19 protein-coding genes and 1 tRNA gene are annotated in these 20,257 nt (G+C 58.0%); 11 read left to right on the forward strand and 9 right to left on the reverse strand.

Translation table 11 applies throughout. The features are described 5' to 3' along the window. Window positions 1-94: 94 nt before the first annotated feature. On the reverse strand, window positions 95-715 hold the full coding sequence (locus AC2FND_RS02795; RefSeq protein WP_496767772.1) for a pyridoxamine 5'-phosphate oxidase family protein: 621 nt from the start codon (window positions 713-715) through the stop codon (window positions 95-97). An 11-nt stretch (window positions 716-726) separates the two neighbouring features. Continuing rightward, complete coding sequence (locus AC2FND_RS02800; protein ID WP_209597988.1) at window positions 727-1,191, reverse strand: nuclear transport factor 2 family protein; 465 nt, start codon at window positions 1,189-1,191, stop codon at window positions 727-729. A gap of 303 nt (window positions 1,192-1,494) precedes the next feature. Here AC2FND_RS02800 and AC2FND_RS02805 point away from each other — a divergent pair, with 303 nt between their 5' ends. The 3 genes from AC2FND_RS02805 to AC2FND_RS02815 all read left to right on the forward strand — a co-directional run bounded on the left by AC2FND_RS02805 (window position 1,495) and on the right by AC2FND_RS02815 (window position 4,806). Further along, a complete protein-coding gene (locus tag AC2FND_RS02805; RefSeq protein ID WP_209504701.1) occupies window positions 1,495-2,058 on the forward strand; it encodes a TetR/AcrR family transcriptional regulator in 564 nt (187 codons plus the stop codon). Window positions 2,059-2,200: 142 nt separating this feature from the next. Next, complete coding sequence (locus AC2FND_RS02810; protein ID WP_480482138.1) at window positions 2,201-3,358, forward strand: acyl-CoA dehydrogenase family protein; 1,158 nt, start codon at window positions 2,201-2,203, stop codon at window positions 3,356-3,358. A 176-nt stretch (window positions 3,359-3,534) separates the two neighbouring features. Beyond that, window positions 3,535-4,806 (forward strand): NAD(P)/FAD-dependent oxidoreductase, encoded by a 1,272-nt coding sequence (locus tag AC2FND_RS02815; RefSeq protein WP_496767774.1) that lies wholly within the window; start codon window positions 3,535-3,537, stop codon window positions 4,804-4,806. A gap of 3 nt (window positions 4,807-4,809) precedes the next feature. On the opposite strand, the gene AC2FND_RS02820 is transcribed toward AC2FND_RS02815, so the two are convergent. Both AC2FND_RS02820 and AC2FND_RS02825 read right to left on the reverse strand, forming a co-directional pair. After that, the gene (locus tag AC2FND_RS02820) at window positions 4,810-5,511 is read right to left on the reverse strand and encodes an SDR family oxidoreductase (RefSeq protein WP_496767776.1); all 702 of its coding nucleotides are present in this window, start codon (window positions 5,509-5,511) and stop codon (window positions 4,810-4,812) included. Between the two features lie 131 nt (window positions 5,512-5,642). Further along, on the reverse strand, window positions 5,643-6,545 hold the full coding sequence (locus tag AC2FND_RS02825) for a LysR family transcriptional regulator (RefSeq protein ID WP_496767778.1): 903 nt from the start codon (window positions 6,543-6,545) through the stop codon (window positions 5,643-5,645). A 75-nt stretch (window positions 6,546-6,620) separates the two neighbouring features. Here AC2FND_RS02825 and AC2FND_RS02830 point away from each other — a divergent pair, with 75 nt between their 5' ends. The 5 genes from AC2FND_RS02830 to AC2FND_RS02850 all read left to right on the forward strand — a co-directional run bounded on the left by AC2FND_RS02830 (window position 6,621) and on the right by AC2FND_RS02850 (window position 13,794). Further along, entirely contained in the window at window positions 6,621-9,833 is a 3,213-nt protein-coding gene (locus tag AC2FND_RS02830; RefSeq protein ID WP_496767779.1) for a reductive dehalogenase, read from the forward strand. Window positions 9,834-9,958: 125 nt separating this feature from the next. After that, window positions 9,959-10,825 carry an FAD binding domain-containing protein gene (locus AC2FND_RS02835; RefSeq protein ID WP_496767780.1) on the forward strand — a complete coding sequence of 289 codons (867 nt, stop codon included), beginning with the start codon at window positions 9,959-9,961 and terminating at the stop codon, window positions 10,823-10,825. Beyond that, entirely contained in the window at window positions 10,822-11,301 is a 480-nt protein-coding gene (locus AC2FND_RS02840; RefSeq protein WP_224853918.1) for a (2Fe-2S)-binding protein, read from the forward strand. The genes AC2FND_RS02835 and AC2FND_RS02840 overlap by 4 nt, the downstream gene beginning before the upstream one ends. Continuing rightward, window positions 11,301-13,556: a xanthine dehydrogenase family protein molybdopterin-binding subunit gene (locus AC2FND_RS02845; RefSeq protein ID WP_496767782.1), complete on the forward strand. Its 2,256-nt coding sequence runs from the start codon at window positions 11,301-11,303 to the stop codon at window positions 13,554-13,556. The genes AC2FND_RS02840 and AC2FND_RS02845 overlap by 1 nt, the downstream gene beginning before the upstream one ends. Continuing rightward, on the forward strand, window positions 13,549-13,794 hold the full coding sequence (locus AC2FND_RS02850; RefSeq protein ID WP_170346142.1) for a MoaD/ThiS family protein: 246 nt from the start codon (window positions 13,549-13,551) through the stop codon (window positions 13,792-13,794). Before AC2FND_RS02845 ends, AC2FND_RS02850 begins: the two co-directional genes overlap by 8 nt. Here AC2FND_RS02850 and AC2FND_RS02855 read toward each other — a convergent pair. Continuing rightward, complete coding sequence (locus AC2FND_RS02855; protein ID WP_496767783.1) at window positions 13,791-14,495, reverse strand: lysophospholipid acyltransferase family protein; 705 nt, start codon at window positions 14,493-14,495, stop codon at window positions 13,791-13,793. The two genes, AC2FND_RS02850 and AC2FND_RS02855, sit on opposite strands and share 4 nt — an antisense overlap. Before the next feature lie 141 nt (window positions 14,496-14,636). On the opposite strand from AC2FND_RS02855, the gene AC2FND_RS02860 reads away from it, so the two are divergent. Beyond that, window positions 14,637-14,712, forward strand: a tRNA-Trp gene (locus AC2FND_RS02860). Window positions 14,713-14,876: 164 nt separating this feature from the next. Here the strand turns inward: AC2FND_RS02860 and AC2FND_RS02865 are convergent. Next, window positions 14,877-15,149 (reverse strand): hypothetical protein, encoded by a 273-nt coding sequence (locus AC2FND_RS02865; RefSeq protein WP_480870118.1) that lies wholly within the window; start codon window positions 15,147-15,149, stop codon window positions 14,877-14,879. Window positions 15,150-15,532: 383 nt separating this feature from the next. Between AC2FND_RS02865 and lptF the strand changes: the two genes are divergently transcribed. Continuing rightward, entirely contained in the window at window positions 15,533-16,672 is a 1,140-nt protein-coding gene (lptF, locus tag AC2FND_RS02870; protein ID WP_209504690.1) for an LPS export ABC transporter permease LptF, read from the forward strand. Between the two features lie 2 nt (window positions 16,673-16,674). On the opposite strand, the gene AC2FND_RS02875 is transcribed toward lptF, so the two are convergent. Beyond that, window positions 16,675-17,493, reverse strand: coding sequence for a LysR family transcriptional regulator (locus AC2FND_RS02875; protein ID WP_496767785.1), 819 nt, complete (start codon window positions 17,491-17,493; stop codon window positions 16,675-16,677). Window positions 17,494-17,609: 116 nt separating this feature from the next. Here AC2FND_RS02875 and AC2FND_RS02880 point away from each other — a divergent pair, with 116 nt between their 5' ends. Next, window positions 17,610-18,200, forward strand: a complete 591-nt coding sequence (locus tag AC2FND_RS02880) for an HD domain-containing protein (RefSeq protein ID WP_496767787.1) — start codon at window positions 17,610-17,612, stop codon at window positions 18,198-18,200. Here AC2FND_RS02880 and speB read toward each other — a convergent pair. Both speB and nspC read right to left on the reverse strand, forming a co-directional pair. After that, window positions 18,197-19,039, reverse strand: coding sequence for an agmatinase (gene speB / locus AC2FND_RS02885; protein ID WP_496767789.1), 843 nt, complete (start codon window positions 19,037-19,039; stop codon window positions 18,197-18,199). The genes AC2FND_RS02880 and speB overlap by 4 nt on opposite strands. After that, the gene (gene nspC / locus AC2FND_RS02890) at window positions 19,036-20,205 is read right to left on the reverse strand and encodes a carboxynorspermidine decarboxylase (protein WP_496767791.1); all 1,170 of its coding nucleotides are present in this window, start codon (window positions 20,203-20,205) and stop codon (window positions 19,036-19,038) included. The genes speB and nspC overlap by 4 nt, the downstream gene beginning before the upstream one ends. Between the last annotated feature and the right edge of the window lie 52 nt (window positions 20,206-20,257).

Genomic DNA, 20,257 nt, shown 5'->3' on the forward strand with positions numbered 1-20,257 from the left:
CTCCGGCAAGGCACGCCGCAGAAAGCTGAAAGACCGAACGAACCATTGGCTTATTCCCTGTTTATACTCAATAAAATCTGTGGTGTCTTACGCGTCACGAGAGCTTTGACAGCTCTTGTTTCAGCCTTTCATTTTCAGCCTGCAACTGCGCCATTTGCTGGCCCAGACTGTTCAGATGCGGGCGCAGTTCGGCTTCGGTGAAACGCGGCGTGATGTGGCGCGGGCAGTTCCAGTCAAGCGCCTCAACACGTATGATCGCAGCCCGTTCAGCAGGGGCTTCGGCCCCTTCTGGATACAAGCTGGCTGCCGCTGCTTGACCCTCCGTGAATTCGACACGCCCCAGGATCTTTAAACGGCGTTGATTGGCGTAATCCATCAGGATCATCGCGACCCGATCGTTGCCGTCCAGATTCCCGCGCGAGATATACTGTTTGTTACCCGAAAAATCGGCATATCCGATGGTTTGCGGCCCCAGTACTTTCAGAAACCCGACCGGCCCGCCGCGATACTGCACATAAGGCCAGCCTGTTTCAGACACCGAGGATTGATAAAACCCGTCGCGCGCCTGAATGAACTGTTTTTCCGGCTCGCCGATCAGATGGCCCTGTTGCGGGCCATCTTCAATGAATTTGGCATAGGTTTTTGCCGATCCCATCCGCTCCTGATGGGCACGGACGGCAGGGGTGAAGGTCAGTTCGGAAAACGCACGCGGCACGGTAAGTCCTTTCAAAGACCCAGATCAGAAAGCCCGAGATGGTCATCGGGGCGTTCACCCAATGGCCAATGGAACAAGCGGTCGCTTTCGGCTATGGGGTGATCGTTCAGCGAGGCATGCCGATGCGACATGCGTCCGTCTTCGGCAAACTCCCAATTCTCGTTGCCATATGACCGGAACCACTGACCGCTATCGTCGTGCCACTCGTAAGCGTAACGCACGGCGATGCGATTACCGGTAAAGGCCCAGAGTTCCTTGATCAGCCGATACTCCAGTTCCTTGTGCCATTTACGGCTTAGGAAGGCGTGAATTTCGTCATGCCCTGACAGAAATTCCGCCCGGTTTCTCCACTGACTGTCATCTGTGTATGCGGGGGTGACGCGGTCGGGATCGCGGCTGTTCCAGGCATTCTCTGCCATGCGCACTTTTTGCGTGGCAGTTTCCAACGTGAACGGGGGAAGAGGGGGTCGAGACATGGTGCAGGGGGCTTTCAGGTCAGAGAAGCGGCAAGAATGGCCAGTGTCAGAAGAAATGGAACGTACTGAGGGGGGAAAATGCTGGCGCGACGTTTCATCGGTCAAATCCTCTGGTGTACTGATCGGTTAACTTTGCAATAAGGTGTACCGATCTGTTAACTTTTACAAGGGGGAAAGCAGAAAATTTTTCGCGCGGTTCAGGGCGAGTCGTGAGTTCTAATGAAAACAATGCTTTGTGTGAGGCCGGTTGTACTTCATGTTTCGGGGCAATATGTACAGAACGGTACACCATGGAGCCGAATCATGCGTCCAAACAAACGGGATGAACTTGTCAGCAAAGCCCTGAAGGTTTTTTACCGCGACGGGTTTCACGCGACCGGCATGGATAAGCTGGTGGCGGAAACGGGCGTTTCGAAAACGTCGATGTACAAACATTTCCGCACTAAAGAAGACCTGATTGTAGCCGCTCTGCGTCTGCGGGATGAGAATTTTCGCGAGTGGTTCTATCGGCGCATCGAAGAGATGGCAGAAACACCGGCCGGGCAACTCATCGCTAGTTTTGATGCCTTGAAGGAATGGTTCGAGGAAGATGGATTCCGGGGCTGCATGTTCATCAAGGCCGGGGCAGAATATCAGGAAACAGATCATCCGATCCATGTGCAGGCAGCCGAACATAAACAGCTGTTGCTGGAGCATTTCACGTCCGTCGCCGAACAGGCTGGTGCGCGTGATCCTCAGAAACTCGCCAGCCAGATCGTGTTGTTGCAGGAAGGGGCAATCGTGTCTGCGGTTTTGCTCAAGAATTGTGATCCTGCGGAAGACGCCAGGGATGCGGCACAGCAATTGCTGGCATTGGCGCTGACTTAATTTCCTTAAAAACAAGCAGGTTCTTTAAGTTACCTAGCATAGAAACGTTGCGTTGTTCCAAGTCGGAACGCCGCGTCACATGGATTGGCGGGAATCGGGCGGACCGCTAGGCTTTTGCGAAAGACAGTTTGGAGAGCCTTTGATGTCACTTTTCACTTCGACCGCAGCATGGGTCACCGACGAACACCGCATGTTTGCAGATATGGCTGGCCGGTTCATGGATGACGAACTGTCACCGAATATCGAAACCTGGGTTGAAAACGGGGCCGTTGATCGCGACTTCTGGCGCAAAGCGGGTGAAACCGGCCTGATGGCTGGTGCAATCCCCGAAGAATATGGCGGCGTCGGCGGTGGTATGGGCTTTGACGCCATCACTGCGTACGAACAGGGCGCACGGGGCGACGCCGGCTGGGGCTATGGTATTCAGTCGATCGTGACCCATTATCTTACCGCCTATGGCAGCGAAGATCAGAAACGGAAATGGCTGCCCAAACTGGCTTCGGGCGAAATGGTCGGCGCACTTGCCATGACGGAACCTAGCACCGGCTCGGATGTTCAGGCTGTGCGCACAACAGCCGAGAAAGACGGAAACTCCTACCGGCTGAATGGCTCGAAAATTTTCATCACGAATGGCCAGACGGCTGATCTGATCATCGTGGCCGCCAAGACTGACAAGTCCGAGGGCGCGCGGGGTGTGTCATTGATCGTGGTCGAAACCGAGGGGGCCGAGGGGTTTCGCAGGGGGCGCAACCTCAAGAAACTGGGGATGAAGGGCAACGACACGGCCGAACTGTTTTTCGAAGATGTCAAAGTTCCGATGACGAACCTGCTGGGGGCTGAGGAAGGTCAGGGGTTTTATCAGCTGATGAAGCAACTGCCATGGGAACGGCTGAATATCGCGATCATGGCGTTGGGTTCGATCGATTTTGCCATTGCCGAAACGGTAAAGTACGTGCAGGAGCGCAAAGCGTTCGGTCAGCGGGTAATGGATTTCCAGAACACGCGTTTCAAGCTTGCAGAATGCAAGACCAAGGCCGAGGTTCTGCGCAGTTTCGTCAATGACTGTATCGGCAAGCTGGAGGCAGGAGAACTGGACGCGGCAACCGCCTCGATGGCCAAATACTGGGGCTCGGAGGTGCAGAACGAAATCATGCACGAATGCCTGCAGCTGTTCGGCGGCTACGGTTTTATGATGGAATATCCAATTGCCCGCCTCTACGCAGACGCGCGCGTGCAGATGATTTACGGCGGCACCAACGAGGTCATGAAAGAGGTGATTGCACGGTCGCTCGACGTCTGAAGGTATCCGGGCGGCCTCTTGCCTGATGTCATCATCCCTGACGGACTATTCGCTTCTTTTGGACCTCGCAGGCCCGTGCTTGCGGGGTTTTTTCTTTGCTGACCCGACCGCAGTTGCCCACTTGCAAAGGACGTGCAGCGGCATGATGATCCGCCGAAAAGACTCAGAGGTCTGACGTGAACGATCCCGAACAAGCCCTGTGGCGGACCACATGTACCGAAGCAGTCAAAGCTCTGCCGCTGAGCAGCGATACAACCGTTGATCTGGCCATCATAGGTGGCGGATATACCGGGTGTTCAGCTGCCTTGACGGCAGCCCGTACCGGCGCTTCGGTCTGTTTGCTTGAAGCGCAGAAGATCGGGTTTGGCGGGTCGGGGCGCAATGTCGGTCTGGTCAATGCCGGGCTGTGGCTGCCACCGGATGACATTCGCGCGCATATCGGTGCAGAGGCTGGCGATCGGCTGATTGATTTGTTGGGTAAAGCACCGTCAGACGTTTTTTCCCTGATCGAAGAACACGGCATCGCATGTGAGCCCATTCGCAACGGAACCCTGCATTGCGCGCATTCCGCCGCGGGGCTGAAGAACCTGCAAACGCGCCACGCGCAGCTAAGCGGGTCTGGTGCGCCGGTAGAGCTGCTGTCGGCGGATCAGGCCCGTGACCGGACCGGTAGCGATGCTTTCCATGGGGCGTTGTTCGACCCTCGCGCAGGAACCATACAACCCTTGGCTTATGTCATGGGATTGGCGCGTGCCGCGTCTCAGGCCGGGGCGCAGATCCATGAACAAAGTCCAGTGCAGACCCTTCGGCACAAAGGTGGGCAATGGGTGTTGACCACACCGGGCGGGACTGTAAGGGCCAAGTCCGTCATTCAGGCAACCAACGCCTATCACCTTGGATTGCCGGATACTGCACCCGCCTATGTTCCCGTTTATTACTTTCAATACGCAACGGCCCCGCTGTCGCATAATTTGCGCGCCAACATCCTGCCGCAGGCAGAAGGTTGCTGGGATACAGGGCTGATCATGACGTCATTCAGGCTGGATCAGGCGGGGCGGATGATCATTGGCGGCATGGGCGATCTGGGGAATGCAGGCCGCAGCGCGCATACCGGATGGGTCCGACGCAAACTGGCTGAGCTTTATCCTCAGCTTGCCGATCAGCCGTTTGAACAGGGTTGGCACGGTCGCATTGCCATGACCTCGGACCATATCCCGAAAATCACGCAGATTGGCCCCGACGCTCTGGCCGCGCACGGATATTCCGGCCGTGGTATCGGCCCTGGCACGGTGTTCGGTCGAATGATGGCCGAAAGTCTTATTGCAGCTGAGCCTTCGCTTTTGCCCGTTCCTGCGGTGCATGAGCATCGCGAAAGCTGGACGCGCATGCGCCGCGCCTTTTTTGAATCCGGCGCGGCACTGACGCATCTGATAAAAGCGCGGATCTGAAATTCAGACCGAGCGGGTGATGCCACCATCAACCCGGATATTCTGCCCGGTGATGTAGCCGCCCCCTTCGGATGCCAGCAGGGCCACGACCGAGGCGACCTCATCATAACTGCGCCCATAACGCCCCATGGGAATGCGCGCGCGGAACTCTTCTTTTTCGGGCAGGCTGTCAATGAAACCGGGCAGGATGTTGTTCATGCGGATGTTTTCGGCAGCGTATTTGTCCGAGAACAGTTTGGTGAAGGCGGCCAGCCCGGCGCGAAACACGCCCGAGGTCGGAAAGACCGGGTCAGGTTCGAACGCGGCGAAGGTCGAGATATTGATGATCGATCCACCGCCCTGCGCCTGCATGATCGGTGTCACAAGCCGCGTGGGGCGGACCGCATTCATAAAGTAGACGTCCATGCCGGTGTGCCAATCCTCGTCCGTCAATTCAAGGATCGGGGCACGGGGGCCGTGGCCGGCGGAATTGACCAGGACGTCAATGCGCCCCCAATGGGCCATGGCCGCATCAACAAGCTTTTGCAGATCCACCGTAGACTGGTTAGAGCCGGTTACACCGACGCCTCCCAACTCATGCGCCAACGCTTCGCCCTTGCCCGAGGATGACAGTATCCCGACCTTGAAACCGTCGGCGGCCAGCCGCCGAGCGGAATCCGCGCCCATGCCGCTGCCGCCTGCTGTTATAAGTGCTACTTTCTCCATCTGAGATCTCCGTTTTGATTTGGTTTCAGGATGGCGAATGAATTGCGGTTTGACCAATCAGTTTTGTTGAATACTCGTGACCGCGCCCCGTAGCCAAACCTGGCCCCGGTCATGCGTAGCTGACGGCTATCTCAGGTCTGAAGGGACGCTGCGATGGCTTCTAACCGGCCGCGTAACCAGCGGTGGGCGGGGTCATTGGTCGATCTTTGATGCCAGACCATATAGATGGACACAGGCGGGCAGGCGAAAGGTAACGGTGCGCAATCAAGCACGGCCAACGGCCCCTGTTTCATCAGCGCCGTATCTGTCGAGACCAGGTCGCTGCCCTGCACAAAGGCCGGGATCGCGTTGAAATGCGGCAGGGTCACCACCGCTGGCCTGATCTGGCTTTGATCGACGCCACGCATGACGGCGCGCGCGTTTCGGCCATCGGCAAATCGCACCTCGACATGGTCGCTGTGGCAATAGTCTTCCCAACTGTCCGGGGGCGTGCGTTGCGTGGCGTCGTAGAACACCATCAGCGGGCTTTCGATCAGTCTCTTCTGGAAAATATCTGGTCCATCGGGCGGTAGCGGGGTCAGCATCAAGTGGCACCGGTCGCTGCGCAACAATTCGGGGTCGGGCACACCCGATGGGATGAATTCCAACCGCAGGCGCACGCCTTCGGCGCGGGTGTCACGCAGCAGCTGTGGAAAGATCAGCTCGCGTGGCATGTCATTGGTGGCGATGCGGATGTTGATCTGTTCCGACAATGGGTCGAACGGTCGGCCGTCGGTCAGCGCCCGCATTCCGTCCAGCACCTTTTGCGCGGGCTCCTTCAGGGACAAGGCGCGCTCGGTCGGGGTCAGGCCCTGACCGGACCGGACAAACAACGGATCGCCCAGCACCAGCCGGAGCTTGGCCAGCGTGTGGCTGATGGCCGATTGCGTAACCCCCAGCCGATCTGCGGCTTTCGAGACCGAGCTTTCCTCGAGTATCGTCAAAAAAGTGCGCAGAACCTTGCCGTCGAGATCGGTGAAATCGATTTTCTTCATACCGCTTATGATTATGCATGAATGGTTTCGCTGTCCATGACGGGGTAGGGGAGGGATGGCAACAGGAGGCGCATAATGGGAATCCGCTTTTTCTCGGACAAGAACCGGCCCGTTCACATGGGGCGATACCCGTTGGAGCGTTTGATCCGACAAGATACCATGCCGGATTTGTCGCGCGTGCCCGCCATGGGCGAACTGAGTTTCCACCGGCCGGAACGGCCCGACAGCATCGTCAACGCCATGGGCGAGTTTCAGGCGATGCTGGACGCGATCCGCGACGGGTTGGTGAACCCGATTGCATCCGAGATCCCATCAGACCCGCAGGAGCGCGCCAACCATCTGAAGGCATTTGGGTATTTCAACGACGCATCGATGATGGGCTGCGGGCCATTGCCGTCGGATGCACTGCTGGAGGAACCACGCCGCAACCCCGATATCGACCGGCTTGCCCACGCATTGCGCACGCGCCAGACCAAAACGCTGGCCTCTGGGATCGACCTCATCATGGCCGATCTGAAAGACAGTATGGAGGCCGCGCCCAAGCCGATTGACGACCACCGTCACGCCATCGCCTTTCTTTACGAACACAACCGCGACCCGGACCCTTCCGAACCCGGTGCGGACTGGATCATCGATGCGCAGGATCATCGTGCATGCCTGCTGGCAACCGAGAATGCCGTCGTCATCGCCAACTATATCCGACTGCTGGGTTTTGACGCCCGCGCGCACAGCGTGATGTCGACCGAAGTTGATCTGGGCAAGCTGGCGGTCGCCGCCGGGTTGGCTTCGGTCGAGGATGAAGAGGTCGTCGTGCCCTGGCTGGGCAAGCGCTTTGGATTGGCCGCTGTGACGACTGACATGCCGATCGCCCATGACAAACCGCTGAAGCCTATGGCCGATCAACCCTGGTTTCGGACGCAGGGTCCAGCATGGTGGTTGGGAACGGGCTTTGCCAAGAACGCCCTCAACCGTGATCCATATGCCAAACGACGCTATGTGGACGGGGCCCATCCCTTCGAAAAGCTCAAACGGGTCGAGGCCCCGACAACCTATGTCGACGAAGAGAACGTTGCCCGCGTTCCCAAGCGCGCCGACATGTTCGCCCGCGCCCAGTTCGGCGACATGGGGAAGCCATTGCAGGACGCCGCGAAAGGCGGGTACTACGTGCGCAAGGCCGCGCCCAGCTTTGCCCAACGTCGTGCTTTGGGTGCGTTTGTACTGTTGCAGGACGGTGAAAGTGCTGACGCGACCAAGCCAACTGACGCGCAACGCAACGCAGCAAACATCAAGGCTGCGACCTATTTTCTTGGGGTCGATGCGGTGGGTCTCAGCCGGTGCCCAGAATGGGCCTGGTATTCCCATGACGCGACAGGCGAAGAAATCGTGCCGCCCCATGATCAGGCCGTCAGCATGATCATCGATCAGGGCTATGAGACGATGGAGGGTGCCAGCGGTGACGACTGGATCAGCGTCGCTCAATCCATGCGCGCCTATCTGAGATTTTCCTTGCTGGGTGGCGTGATTGCACTGCAGATCCGCAATCTGGGCTACAAGGCCAAGGCGCACACGGTGATGGATGGCGAGGTGCTGCAACCGCCGCTGTTGCTGCTCTCGGGGTTGGGCGAGGTCAGCCGGATCGGAGAAGTTATCCTGAACCCCTATCTGGGCCCGCGCCTGAAATCAGGCGTGGTGACGACCGACATGCCGATGGCGCATGACAAACCCATCGATTTCGGTCTGCAAAGCTTTTGCGAATCTTGCAATAAATGCGCGCGTGAATGCCCTTCGGGCGCGATCACAGCTGGGCCAAAGCTGATGTTCAACGGCTATGAAATCTGGAAATCCGACAGCCAGAAATGCGCGACCTACCGCGTGACCACTCCGGGCGGCGCGATGTGCGGGCGGTGCATGAAGACCTGCCCCTGGAACCTAGAGGGTATCTTCAAGGAGCGCCCATTTCGCTGGGCCGCGATGAACATCCCCTCGGCGGCGCCGGTATTGGCCAAGCTGGATGATGCGGTTGGCAATGGTGGTTTGAACGACACCAAGAAATGGTGGTGGGATATCGAGTTGCAGCCCGACGGGGCGTATCGGCCAACTACACACCCTTTGAACCGGCGCGATCTGCAAAAGGAACTGGACCTTAGATACGAGGATCAGACATTGGCGGTCTACCCCGCCTATCTGGCCCCGCATCCCTGGCCCTATCCGTTTGCAATGGATCGCGAGGCAGGAATTGCCGCCTATGAGGCTTTGGTGACGGCCGAAGAATACAAGGCGCGCAAAGCTGCGGGGGATATGTCGATCATTCATCGCTATCAGGTCGCAGGTGACGCGCCGGTAATGCGGGTCGCTGTGACCAAGGTCGACAAGATGACCGCCGACGTCACCAAGTATGAATTTGCCGCCCTTGACGGTGCACCGCTTCCGGAATGGTCCGCAGGTGCGCATCTGGATGTGCTTGTCGCGCCAGAGTTCCTGCGCCAATACTCCATGTCCGGCGACCCGTCGGAGCGGGGAACCTATCAGATCGGTGTTCTGCGCGAGGATGAAGGGCGGGGTGGCTCGGCCTTGCTGCACCGAATTTTCAACGAAGGGCGCAAGGTTTTCATCTCGAAACCGATCAACCATTTCGAACTGGATGAAGAGGCGTCCAAAACCTTTTTGATGGGGGGTGGTATCGGTATCACTCCGATGATTGCTTTTGCTCATCGCCTGCACGCATTGGGCATGGATTTCGAGTTGCACTACTCGGCCAGCACGCGGGGCGGCGCGGGGTATCTGGATGATCTGGCGGGGATGCCCTGGGCGAACCGCGTCCACTACCATTTCTCGGATGAAGGCACGCGTGCTGATCTGGATGCAATCCTGTCGGGGTATCAGCAGGGATGGCACGTCTATACGTGCGGGCCTGATCGGTACATGGATGGGGTCATGCAGGCCGCAGAACATCAGGGTTTCCCCGAAGAGGCGCGACATCTTGAATATTTCTCGGTCCCGGAAACCCCGGAATACGAAAATCATCCATTTACCCTGAAACTCGCGCATTCAGGGAAGACGCTGCTGGTGCCCTCAGACAAGGATGCCGCGCAGGTTCTGAACGAAGCGGGTTTTCACGTGGATGTGAAATGCGCCGATGGTATCTGTGGTGTGTGCAAATGTGGCGTCCTTTCGGGCGAGGTCGAGCATCGGGATTTCGTGCTGTCCAAAAAGCAGCGCCAAAGGGCGATGATTCTGTGCCAAAGCCGCGCTGCGGAGCCGGATGGTGTGATCGAGCTCGATCTGTAAGCATGGTCAGAAAGCGACCTTTGGACGGTTAAATTTGGTCGCTCGGCCCATGGACGTCAGGTGGGTGGTGAATTAACGTCGCCCCGAACCCAGATATCCCTGACCAACAGGTGCGAGGTAGCATTATGGATTATCACAGCCCCGCCAGCTTTGCCGAGGCTTCGGCTCTGGCTGCAAATGCGACGGGCATCACGCGCTTTCTGGCGGGCGGCACCGACGTTTTGGTGCAGCTGCGCTCGGAGTTGGTGACGCCTGATACGCTGATCGACATCAAGAAAATCAACGGTGTACACGACATCACCCGTAATGCTGATGGAAGCTGGACGTTGGGAATTGCCGCAACCGGTGCCGAAATGAGCGAACATCCCGAATTAGGTCGTGACTGGCCCGGTGTGGTCGAGGCGATGGACCTGATCGGTTCAACCCAGGTTCAGGGCCGCGCGACGCTGACGGGCAATCTGTGCAATGGCTCACCTGCGGCTGATTCCGTTCCCGCCATGGTGGCCGCAGGCGTGACCGTCACCGTAACCGGCCCCGATGGCACGCGTGACGTTGCGGTCGAGGACATCCCGACCGGGCCCGGCAGGACCTCGCTGGCGAAGGGCGAGTTGATCTCGGCCGTCAACATCCCTGCACGCGGCGAGAATGGGGGCGACGCCTATCTGCGGTTCATCCCCCGTACCGAAATGGACATTGCGGTGGTGGGCGTTGGCGTGAACCTCCGTCTGGATGGTGACGTCATCACCGAGGCGCGCGTGTCGCTGGGTGCCGTGGCACCGACCGTTCTGTTCGTTGAAGACTGTGCCAACGCGATCATCGGCAGCACTTTGGACGATGCCGCCCTCGACGCACTGGCCGCGGCCGCGTCGGCCGCCTGCAATCCGATCGACGACAAACGAGGTACGATCGCATTCCGCACCGAAGTCGCCGGCGTTCTGGCCAAGCGTGCCGCAAAGATCGCCTATGCCCGCGCGAAGGGAGAAAACGCATGAGCAAGCTCCACGTATCCACCACAGTGAACGGGGACGCAGTCGAATACCTGTGCGACCCGCGGGAAACCCTGCTGGACTGTCTGCGCGACAAGCTGAACCTGACCGGCGCCAAAGAGGGCTGCGGCACTGGTGATTGCGGCGCGTGTTCGGTCACCGTCGATGGCCGCCTTGTGTGCTCGTGCCTGATGCTGGGTGTCGAGGCCGAAGGCAAGCAGATCGAGACCGTCGAAGGGATCGCGGATGGTGACGTCCTGCACCCGTTGCAGAAGAAGATGATCGAATACGCCGCGCTGCAATGCGGCATCTGCACTCCGGGCATTCTGGTGGCGGCCAAGTCGCTGTTGGAAAATAACCCAAATCCGACCGAGGAAGAAACGCGCTATTGGCTGGCGGGCAACCTGTGCCGCTGCACCGGCTACGACAAGATCATTCGCGCCGTGATGGACACGGCGGCTGAGATGCGGGAGGCGTCATAATGGCTCTGGACGATCGCAAAACTGATTTCACCTTCGTTGGCACCCGCCCCGATCGCCCTGATGGTCTGGACAAGGTGACGGGCCGGGCCAAGTTCGGTGCGGATATCTCGGCCCCCGGCATGTTGCACGGCGCGATTCTGCGCTCACCCCATGCCCATGCCCGGATCGTCAGGATTGATACCTCGAAAGCCGAGGCATCGAAGGACGTCAAAGCCGTCGTGACCCGAGCCGATTTCGCCGATGTCCCGTTCAAGCCCGGGCTTGAAGGTGAATTCTGGAATGTGCTGGAAAACGTCATGGCGGGGGAAAAGGCGCTCTATGACGGGCACGCGGTTGCTGCGGTGGCGGCCACATCTGCCTTGGCGGCACGGGATGCGCTGAAACTCATCGAAGTCGAATACGAGGTGCTGCCGCACGTCACCGACGTGGACAAAGCGATGGCCCCGGACGCGCCGGTGATCCGGGAAGGTGCGGCGGATTATTCGGTGCCGGAAGGGATGCACCCGAACGTCGTGCGCTATCACGAAAGCGGTCACGGTGACGTCGAAGCGGGCTTTGCCGAGGCCGATCTGGTTATCGAAGACAGCTTTGTCACCGAGGCGACCCATCAGGGGTACATCGAACCGCATGCCTGCCTGGGCATGCTGGGCAATGACGGCAAGGGCGAGTTGTGGTGCACAACCCAAGGTCACTGGATCGCGCAAAAGACCTGTGCGGCGCTGCTGGGAATCGAAACCTCTCAGCTGCGCGTCACGGCATCTGAAATCGGCGGCGGTTTTGGCGGCAAGACCACGGTGTTCATCGAACCCGTTGCTCTGGCGCTAAGTCGCAAGGCAAACCGACCGGTCAAGATCGTGATGACCAGGTCCGAGGTTTTCCGGGCCACCGGGCCGACCTCTTCGGCGTCAATGGACGTGAAGATCGGCATGAAGAATGACGGCACGATCACGGCGGCGCAGGGTGTCTTCCGCTTGCAAGGCGGGGCCTTTCCCGGCGCGCCGGGCGACATGACAGCCATGTGTGCCTTCGCACCCTACAACCTGACCAACGTCAAGCAGATCGGCTATGACGTGATGGCCAACCGCCCAAAGCAGGCAGCGTACCGCGCGCCGGGTGCACCAATGGGCGCCTTTGCAGTCGAGTCCGTGATTGACGAGTTGTGCAACAAGCTAGGTCTCGACCCTGTTGAGGTGCGCCTGAAGAACGCCGCGCATGAGGGCACGAAAGCCAGCTATGGACCGACCTACGAGCGCATCGGTCTTGTCGAAACGCTGGAAGCAGCCAAGGCACATCCTCATTATTCGGCTCCGCTGAAGCCGGGGCAGGGGCGCGGTATTTCCTGTGGCTTCTGGTTTAACCATGGTGGCGAGACCAGCGTTTCGCTTGCCTTATCCGAGGATGGTTCGGCTCAGGTGATGGTCGGAACGCCTGATATCGGTGGCTCGCGCGCGTCGATGGCCCTGATGGCGGCCGAGGTTCTGGGCATCCCGTATGAAAACATCCGGGTGACCATCGCCGATACGGCTACACTGGGCTACAATGATGTAAGCCATGGCTCTCGCGTGACCTACGCGTCAGGGCTGGCGACAATCAAGGCTGCGAGACACGCGGTCGAGAAACTGTGCGAACGGGCCGCGGCCAAATGGGGCATCCCGGTTGATGCGGTGAAATGGGAAAACGGCTGTGCGGTGCCCTCAGGCCCGAATGCAGGCGATTTCGATCCGATGCCGCTGGCCGATATCACCGCCGATATGGGCCGCACCGGTGGTCCGATCTCGGGTCATTTCGAGGCAACCCCCGAAGGTGCTGGTGTGTCCTTTGGCACCCACATCGTGGATGCCGAGGTTGACCCGGAAACCGGTAAGACCAGTGTGACCCGCTACACGGTCATTCAGGACGCGGGCAAGGCGATCCATCCGACCTATGTCGAAGGCCAGTATCAGGGCGGTGCCGCGCAGGGTATCGGCTGGGCCCTGAACGAGGAATATATCTACGGTGAAGACGGTCGCTTGCAGAACTCGATCTTTCTCGACTACCGCATCCCGGTGGCCAGCGACTTGCCGATGATCGACACCGTGATCGTCGAGGTTCCGAATCCGGGCCACCCGTTTGGCGTCCGCGGTGTGGGTGAGACGGGTATCGTGCCGCCACTGGCCGCCATTGCCAACGCTGTGTCCAACGCGGCTGGAGTGCGGATGAAGCGGTTGCCGATGTCGCCGCCACGTATTCTGGCCGCTCTCAAGGACAATGGTTGAGGTTCACCTCTGGTCCGGCCTCCGGTCACTGACCGGGGGCCAACAGGTGGTTGAGGTCGAGGCCAAAACCACTGGCGAGTTGCTGCGCGCGCTCGTGCGTGCACATCCGCAGCTTCAGGCGCCCATCGACGCTGGCGTTTCTATCGCTGTCGACGGGCGCGTGATCGCGACCGGACTGACCGAACCAATTCCCGAGGGCAGTGAAGTCTATCTGATGCAAAGGTTGAGAGGCGGTTAAGCGTCAGGCGACCAAGGCTCGCGCCCGACCAGTCGGTCTGCCTCGGCCGTGATATCGTTCATATGCTGCTCAAGGCTTTGGCGCAGCGCTTCGATTTCGTCTTCACTGGCTTTGCGCGGTACTGTTTCCGTCCATTCCCGGCACAGAAACACCCCCTGGTTACCCCATGGGCGGGGCATCAAAAGATGATCCCATGTTCCTGCTTCGCGCCCATGTTTCGCCGAAAAGGTAATACCAAACACACGTTTACCCGATGCGCGCGCCCAAACCAGCGGAACCGTCGACAAAACCCGCTCTGGCCCACGGGGGCCGTCTGCCGCTATGCCAATGGATATTCCCTGTTTCATTTTGCCAAGCACTTCGCGCGACAATGCCACGTGGCGTTGATGACTGGACATGGCAATCGTGTCCATTCCGAACAGCTTCTGCACGCGACCCACCATGCTGCCAGCCCGCGCAGAAGATGTAATCGAACAGATGCGCCCCTTGTCCAGCGGGAAGAAATAGGGCGACTGCGCCAGCCGTTGGTGCCAGAGAACAACGATGACCGGCTCACCCTGTTCGGCCAATTGGTCCAGTTCGTCATAGCCGATGCGCTGCCATCGTGTGTTGCGGTGTACCAGCCGAATATAGTTTGCAATCCGACGCGCCACCCAGTTTAGCACAGCTTCACTGTCTGCAATCTTCTTACGGAGGTTCACGCCGGGTTCCTTCTGCTAACCGGTCCTTGTCTTAGCGCACCATGCGTTTTGCGCAACTTGTTTGTCCGGGCATTTCGTGGATGGGAATCTGAAAAAGCCTCTTGAGTCCGCCGCGTGGCTGGCATATCTGGGGCTCACTACAGGGGTATAGCTCAGTTGGTAGAGCGACGGTCTCCAAAACCGTAGGTCGCGGGTTCGAACCCTGCTGCCCCTGCCACTAAAATTGTCCGAATACTAAGTTGAGATATCCAAGGGTGAACGGGTTTCAGCCTTTGAGTTCGCTTTGCCTGAATTCAGCCATTTCGCGCCTGGGTCATTACTGGTCGCAGTATTGGCTTCGATAACTCTGCTACAATGGCGCGAGGCCATCGTGCCCTGTTATTATCTTTTGGTGGCACCTGTATTTTCGTGCGGACCTACGGCATCCAGTTTTTTAGCCCACATATGCTGATATTCTTGAAACACCGCCGGCTTGTTTGAGTGGAGCGCCATCAATGCACACGCGGCCCACATAGCGACATCGTAATCCGAGTCGCTCTTTTTCAATAATTGCGCATTCAGTGCAGCGGCTTCTGATGTCGAAGGTTTATGCATTGCCATCGGACCCTTTTTGCCAACTGATGCTGTTTTTCGCAATCGTCCTGTCACGGACATTCACGATAACCAACAGGTATCATTATGTGGGTAGAACAGTGAATGGGTTGGAAACAAGACGTTAACATGTCGTTAACTTTTTGCTGGGGTGCTTGTCCGCAAGAGTGTTCATGTGACCGGTCCATAGTGAACTAAGTTACAGACCAATCACTAGAATCCCGCTTTACTTACTACTGTTATGAGTTGGCGCTCACGTTCGGTACATGACGCTTTTTTTGTTTTTCTCTCTTGTGGATGGGGCGCGCTTGTGGTTGAGCGCGCCCTTCCCATGTCCGGGTAACTAGGTTGTCACCGATGTCGGTTCTGAGGCGGTAATCGAGGTTTCCTTGGGTGGGCGATTGACTTATTGTCCGGCCACGACGCAATCAGCCGGATGAGGATACATGTCGCGTTTTGATGGATATTTCCTGCGGCAATTGCTGGTTTTATTCGGCTTCTTCACCCTTGTCCTGGTGGGTGTGTTCTGGATCACCCGTTCCGTCAGCCTGTTTGACAAGGTCATCAGCGGTGGCCAGTCCGCTATGGTGTTTCTTGAATTCACCGCACTTACCCTACCAACGCTTGTTCGTACGGTTATGCCGATGGCGGTATTTGCGGCTGCCGTCTATGCGACCAACAGATTGAGTCGCGAAAGCGAGATGACAGTGATGCTGGCAACCGGGTCAAGCCCGTGGCGACTGGCGCGGGCCGTTGTTTTGTTCGGTTTGATCACTGGTCTGATGATGGCCGCCATCAGCGTGTTCCTGCGCCCTGCATCGGTCGAACAACTGGAGACCCGACAAGCCGAAGTTGCAGGAGATGTGACAGCGCAGTTGTTGAATGAAGGTGAGTTTCTGCACCCCGCCGAAGATGTTACGGTTTACATCGGGGGCATCGATCTGGACGGTACGTTGCACGAGGTGTTCGTATCGGATCGCCGCGACCCGGAAAACGCGGTCAGCTATTCCAGCGTGACCGCCTATCTGGTCAACAACGACGCAGGAATTCATCTGGTGATGGTCGACGGGGTAGCGCTGCGCCTGAACAAGGTGGGCAGGGTTCTGTCCTCGACCCTGTTTCAGGACGCATCATACGACATCTCTGAGCTGACGAACACAAGCCCAATGGCGCATCGCAGCCTCGAAGCCATTCCGACCTCTGATCTGATCTTCGACCGTGATGCGATCTCAAAAACCGAAGGGTTCAGCCAGGGTAAGTTGATCGAAGAATTGCACCAGCGTTTTTCCTGGATAGTTATTTGCATTGCGGTGTCGCTGGCGGGGTATTCGACCCTGATGCTGGGCAGCTTTTCACGGTTTGGATTGTGGCCTCAGATTTTGGGTGCATTTACCATACTTGTACTGCTTGAAGGCGTTCGCGGGTTTGTGTCCCCGGTTGTGATTGATGACCCGAGGCTTTGGGCGCTGCTTTACCTTCCCGCCATAATGGGTGTGCTGATTTCGTGCTGCTTTCTACTTGTCGCAGGTCGCCCGCTTTTACGGAAACGTGCGCGCGGGTCCGAGGTCATCCCAACACCCGCTTGATTTCAGGCGCGAAGTTCTTCCAGACAACACCGAATGTCGTCAAATTCCTTGTGATCACCGCGGGCGACCAGATACATCGGCAGCGGCAGGCTAACACTGTCTTCGACCGGTTCGAGTGCCCCCGAAGCCAGATGTTGGGAAATAACGTAATCGGGGAAGTAGCCGCATCCGCCTCTTTGCAGGACATACCGTAGTGCCATCATGCAATTGCCAAGAAACAAGGTCTGCCCTGAGGCGCGTCGCACAGCCGATCTGACGTGATCCTGGTAGATCTCACCAAGTTCAAGGTTGACGAAGACCAGATCTTTTTCTGCTGTTTCTGTTTGTGGGGTTCTGACGAGGGTTAGAAGCTCCGGTTCCAGCTCGTGATAGGTGACACGTCGGTCCGATGGCGTTTCATACGTGATCGCCACGTCCAGCACATGGGTCGCCACAGCTTCAACCATGTTCAGATCGTGGTCGTAATTCAGTGTCAGCAGCAGTTTGTCAAAGCGCTGTTCGAACCGAACAGCCAGATCCACAAGCAAAGGGTCCCAGATACTAAGCTGACCACCCAACCGAAGTGCCGGGCGGTTTTGTGTCTGCAACGGTAAATCGCGCGACGCGAAGGCCCAAAGAGACAGTATTTGTTCTGCGTACGGTTTGAATTGTTGGCCAAAGTCGGTCAACGAAGTGCCACCGGCTCCGCGGGTGAATAGTGGTCTGCCGATTTCTTCTTCGATCAGATTAATGCGCGCGCTGACGGCCGTTTGAGTCACATTCAGCTTACGGGCAGCGGCATGAAAACCACCTGTTTCAGCCACACATAGAAAAGTTTCCAAGGCTTTGGTCCGCATGTTGAGAGTATTTTTTGATCATTCTGATAAAATCAATTCATTTTTTTGAAGGAAGAACCCGTAGTACTGTCGACTTCAGGAAGCACACCAAAGGATCAACAATGCTGGACAAACGCCACAAACCGACCTGGACCAGTATTGAGAATGCCACCAAGGCGGACTGGGACGCTGTTATGGATTATGAAGAGGCGTATAATGCTGCCTTGCCGGATCGCATCCTCGACGCTATTCGGTCGCTGGACGAGGAATGGACACCCTATCCCATCAACCGGTATCAGCATAGCCTTCAGGCCGCGACCCGGGCTTTTGAGGATGGCGCGGATGAAGAATTGGTGGTCGCCGCTCTGATCCACGATACCGGCGATATTCTGTCACCCTACAACCATGGAGAGCTGTCAGCGGCGATGATGAAGCCCTATGTCAGTGAGAAAACCTATTGGATACTCAAACACCATTGCGTGTTTCAGGGCTACTACTACAACCACCACCTTGGCGGCGACCGCAACGCGCGCGACAAGTATCGCGATAGCCCCCATTGGGAAGACTGCCGCTATTTCTGCCATGAATACGATCAGAAGGCGTTTGACCCAGACTACCCGACGAAACCGCTGGAGTTTTTTGAACCCATGCTGCGCCGCATCCTGAGCAAGGGCGAAGGCCATATGGAGCTGAACGAAACTGCCGAAGATTAACAGGCGGCCATCAGGCGATAGACAATCTGAGCTGTGGTGAAGTCCCAGGCGGCATTGCCGTCCGGGGCCAGTTCGACCACATCGAAGCCCACGCATCTGCGCCCCTTGAGCGCGTGCTCGACCAGCCGCAGTGCCTGATAATAGCCCAACCCTCCGGGCACCGGTGTTCCGGTGGCGGGCATCAGTGATGGATCCAGCCCATCAACGTCGAAACTGACATAGACCAGCTCGGGGAAGTCAGCAGGCAGGTCAACCGAATGGAGGTTACCTGTCACCAGTTCCTCGGCATCCACGTGAAAGACGTGGTTTCTCAGACGGCTTTGGGCCTCTTCAGTTGAAAAAGCGCGGACACCGAACTGGGCGAGCCGAACGCCTTCTTCGGCAAGCAGGTGCATCACTGAGGCGTGGGAGTGTTTTTCGCCCTGATAAGCGTTGCGCAGGTCGGCATGGGCGTCGATCTGGACGATGCCGATGGGTTGGTTTAGCGCACGGGCTACACCTATCACTGCGCCATAGCTGAGGGAATGCTCGCCGCCCAAAGTGACCGGCACCTTTCCGGCCCGAATTGCAGCCTCGGTGCGTTGCGCAAGGCGTTCCATTACCTCGGGCAACGGGCCGTCACAATTCAGCGGTTCTTCGGTGAAAATCCCTTCGACACAGGGCTCCGCGTGACCGGTGATGCGTTCCAGTTCATTACTGGCCTCGATAATTGCTTCGGGGCCTTTGGCCGTGCCGGACCCGTAAGAGACCGTGCGCTCCAAAGGCACCGGGATCACGCGAAAGCGGGCATCTTCGGTGCGTTCGGATGCGGTCAATTCGCTGTCGAGAAAAATGCTCATGAGAGTCTGTCCTTGAAGTCGTCATATCCGAACTGCCGGATGATCTTCAGCTCGTCTGTTTCGCTGTTCCACAGGGCGATTGTGGGCAGGGGGACGCCATTGAAGGTGTTTGTCTTGACCATCGAGTAATGTGCCTGATCGAGGAAGGCAAAACGCTGTCCGATCTCCAGCGGCTTGTCCCAGGTGTAGTCGCCAATAACGTCACCCGCCAGGCAGGACGGGCCGCCAAGGCGATAGGTATGGCCTGTTTCGACCTCATCCATCAGGGCGGGGCGATAGGGGGCCTCGATCACGTCGGGCATGTGGCATGTGGCCGAAATATCGGTGATCGCGAGGTTCATGCTGTTGGTCGGCAGGTCGAGGATTTCACCGATCAGAACACCTGCGTCCAGCGCCACTGCTTCACCGGGTTCGAGGTAAACATCAATGCCGTAGGTTTCGCGAATGTTCTTGAGGAAAGCCACCAGCCCGTCGCGGTCATAATCGTCGCGGGTGATGTGGTGGCCACCGCCAAAGTTCACCCACTTGAGTTGATCAAGGTAGGGTTTGAGCTTCGGTTCGACAGCGTCCCAGGTGCGCTGCAAAGGCGCAAACCCTTGTTCACAAAGCGTATGCATGTGCAGCCCGTCAACGCCACGCAAGGTGTCGGCGGTCAGTTGGCTGACCGGCGTGCCAAGGCGCGAGCACGGGGCGCAGGGATCGTATTTCGGAACCTCGCCTTCGGAATGTTCCGGATTGATGCGCAGGCCAACCTGCACTTTGGCGGTTTGGGCTTTGGCGAGAAACCGGTCCTTTTGGGCAGCGGAGTTGAAGATGACGTGATCGGACAGCAACAGGATTTCGTCGATATCCGCGTCTTTGTACCCGGCGCAGAAGGTGGCGACCTCTCCGCCATATTCCTCGCGTCCCAGCCGGGCTTCATAGATACCCGAGGCGCAGGTGCCCACAAGGTGTCGGCGTACCAACGGGGCGAGCGAAAACATCGAAAACGCCTTGAGCGCGCTGAGAACACGCGCGCCGGAGCGGGTTCCTACATCGGCGAGGATTTTCAGGTTCCGTTCAACCGCTTTTTCGTCGACCACAAAGCAAGGGCTGGGTACACGGGAGAGGTTGAAATTGCGGAAGGCGCCGGCGTCTCCGGCCTGTGTGGTCATCATGTCGGACATAACCGGCGTCTCCGTTTGGTGGAGAGGCCGGGGGCGCTGCCCCCGGACCCCC

It is taken from the genome of Ruegeria sp. BHSB056, from assembly GCF_059613305.1.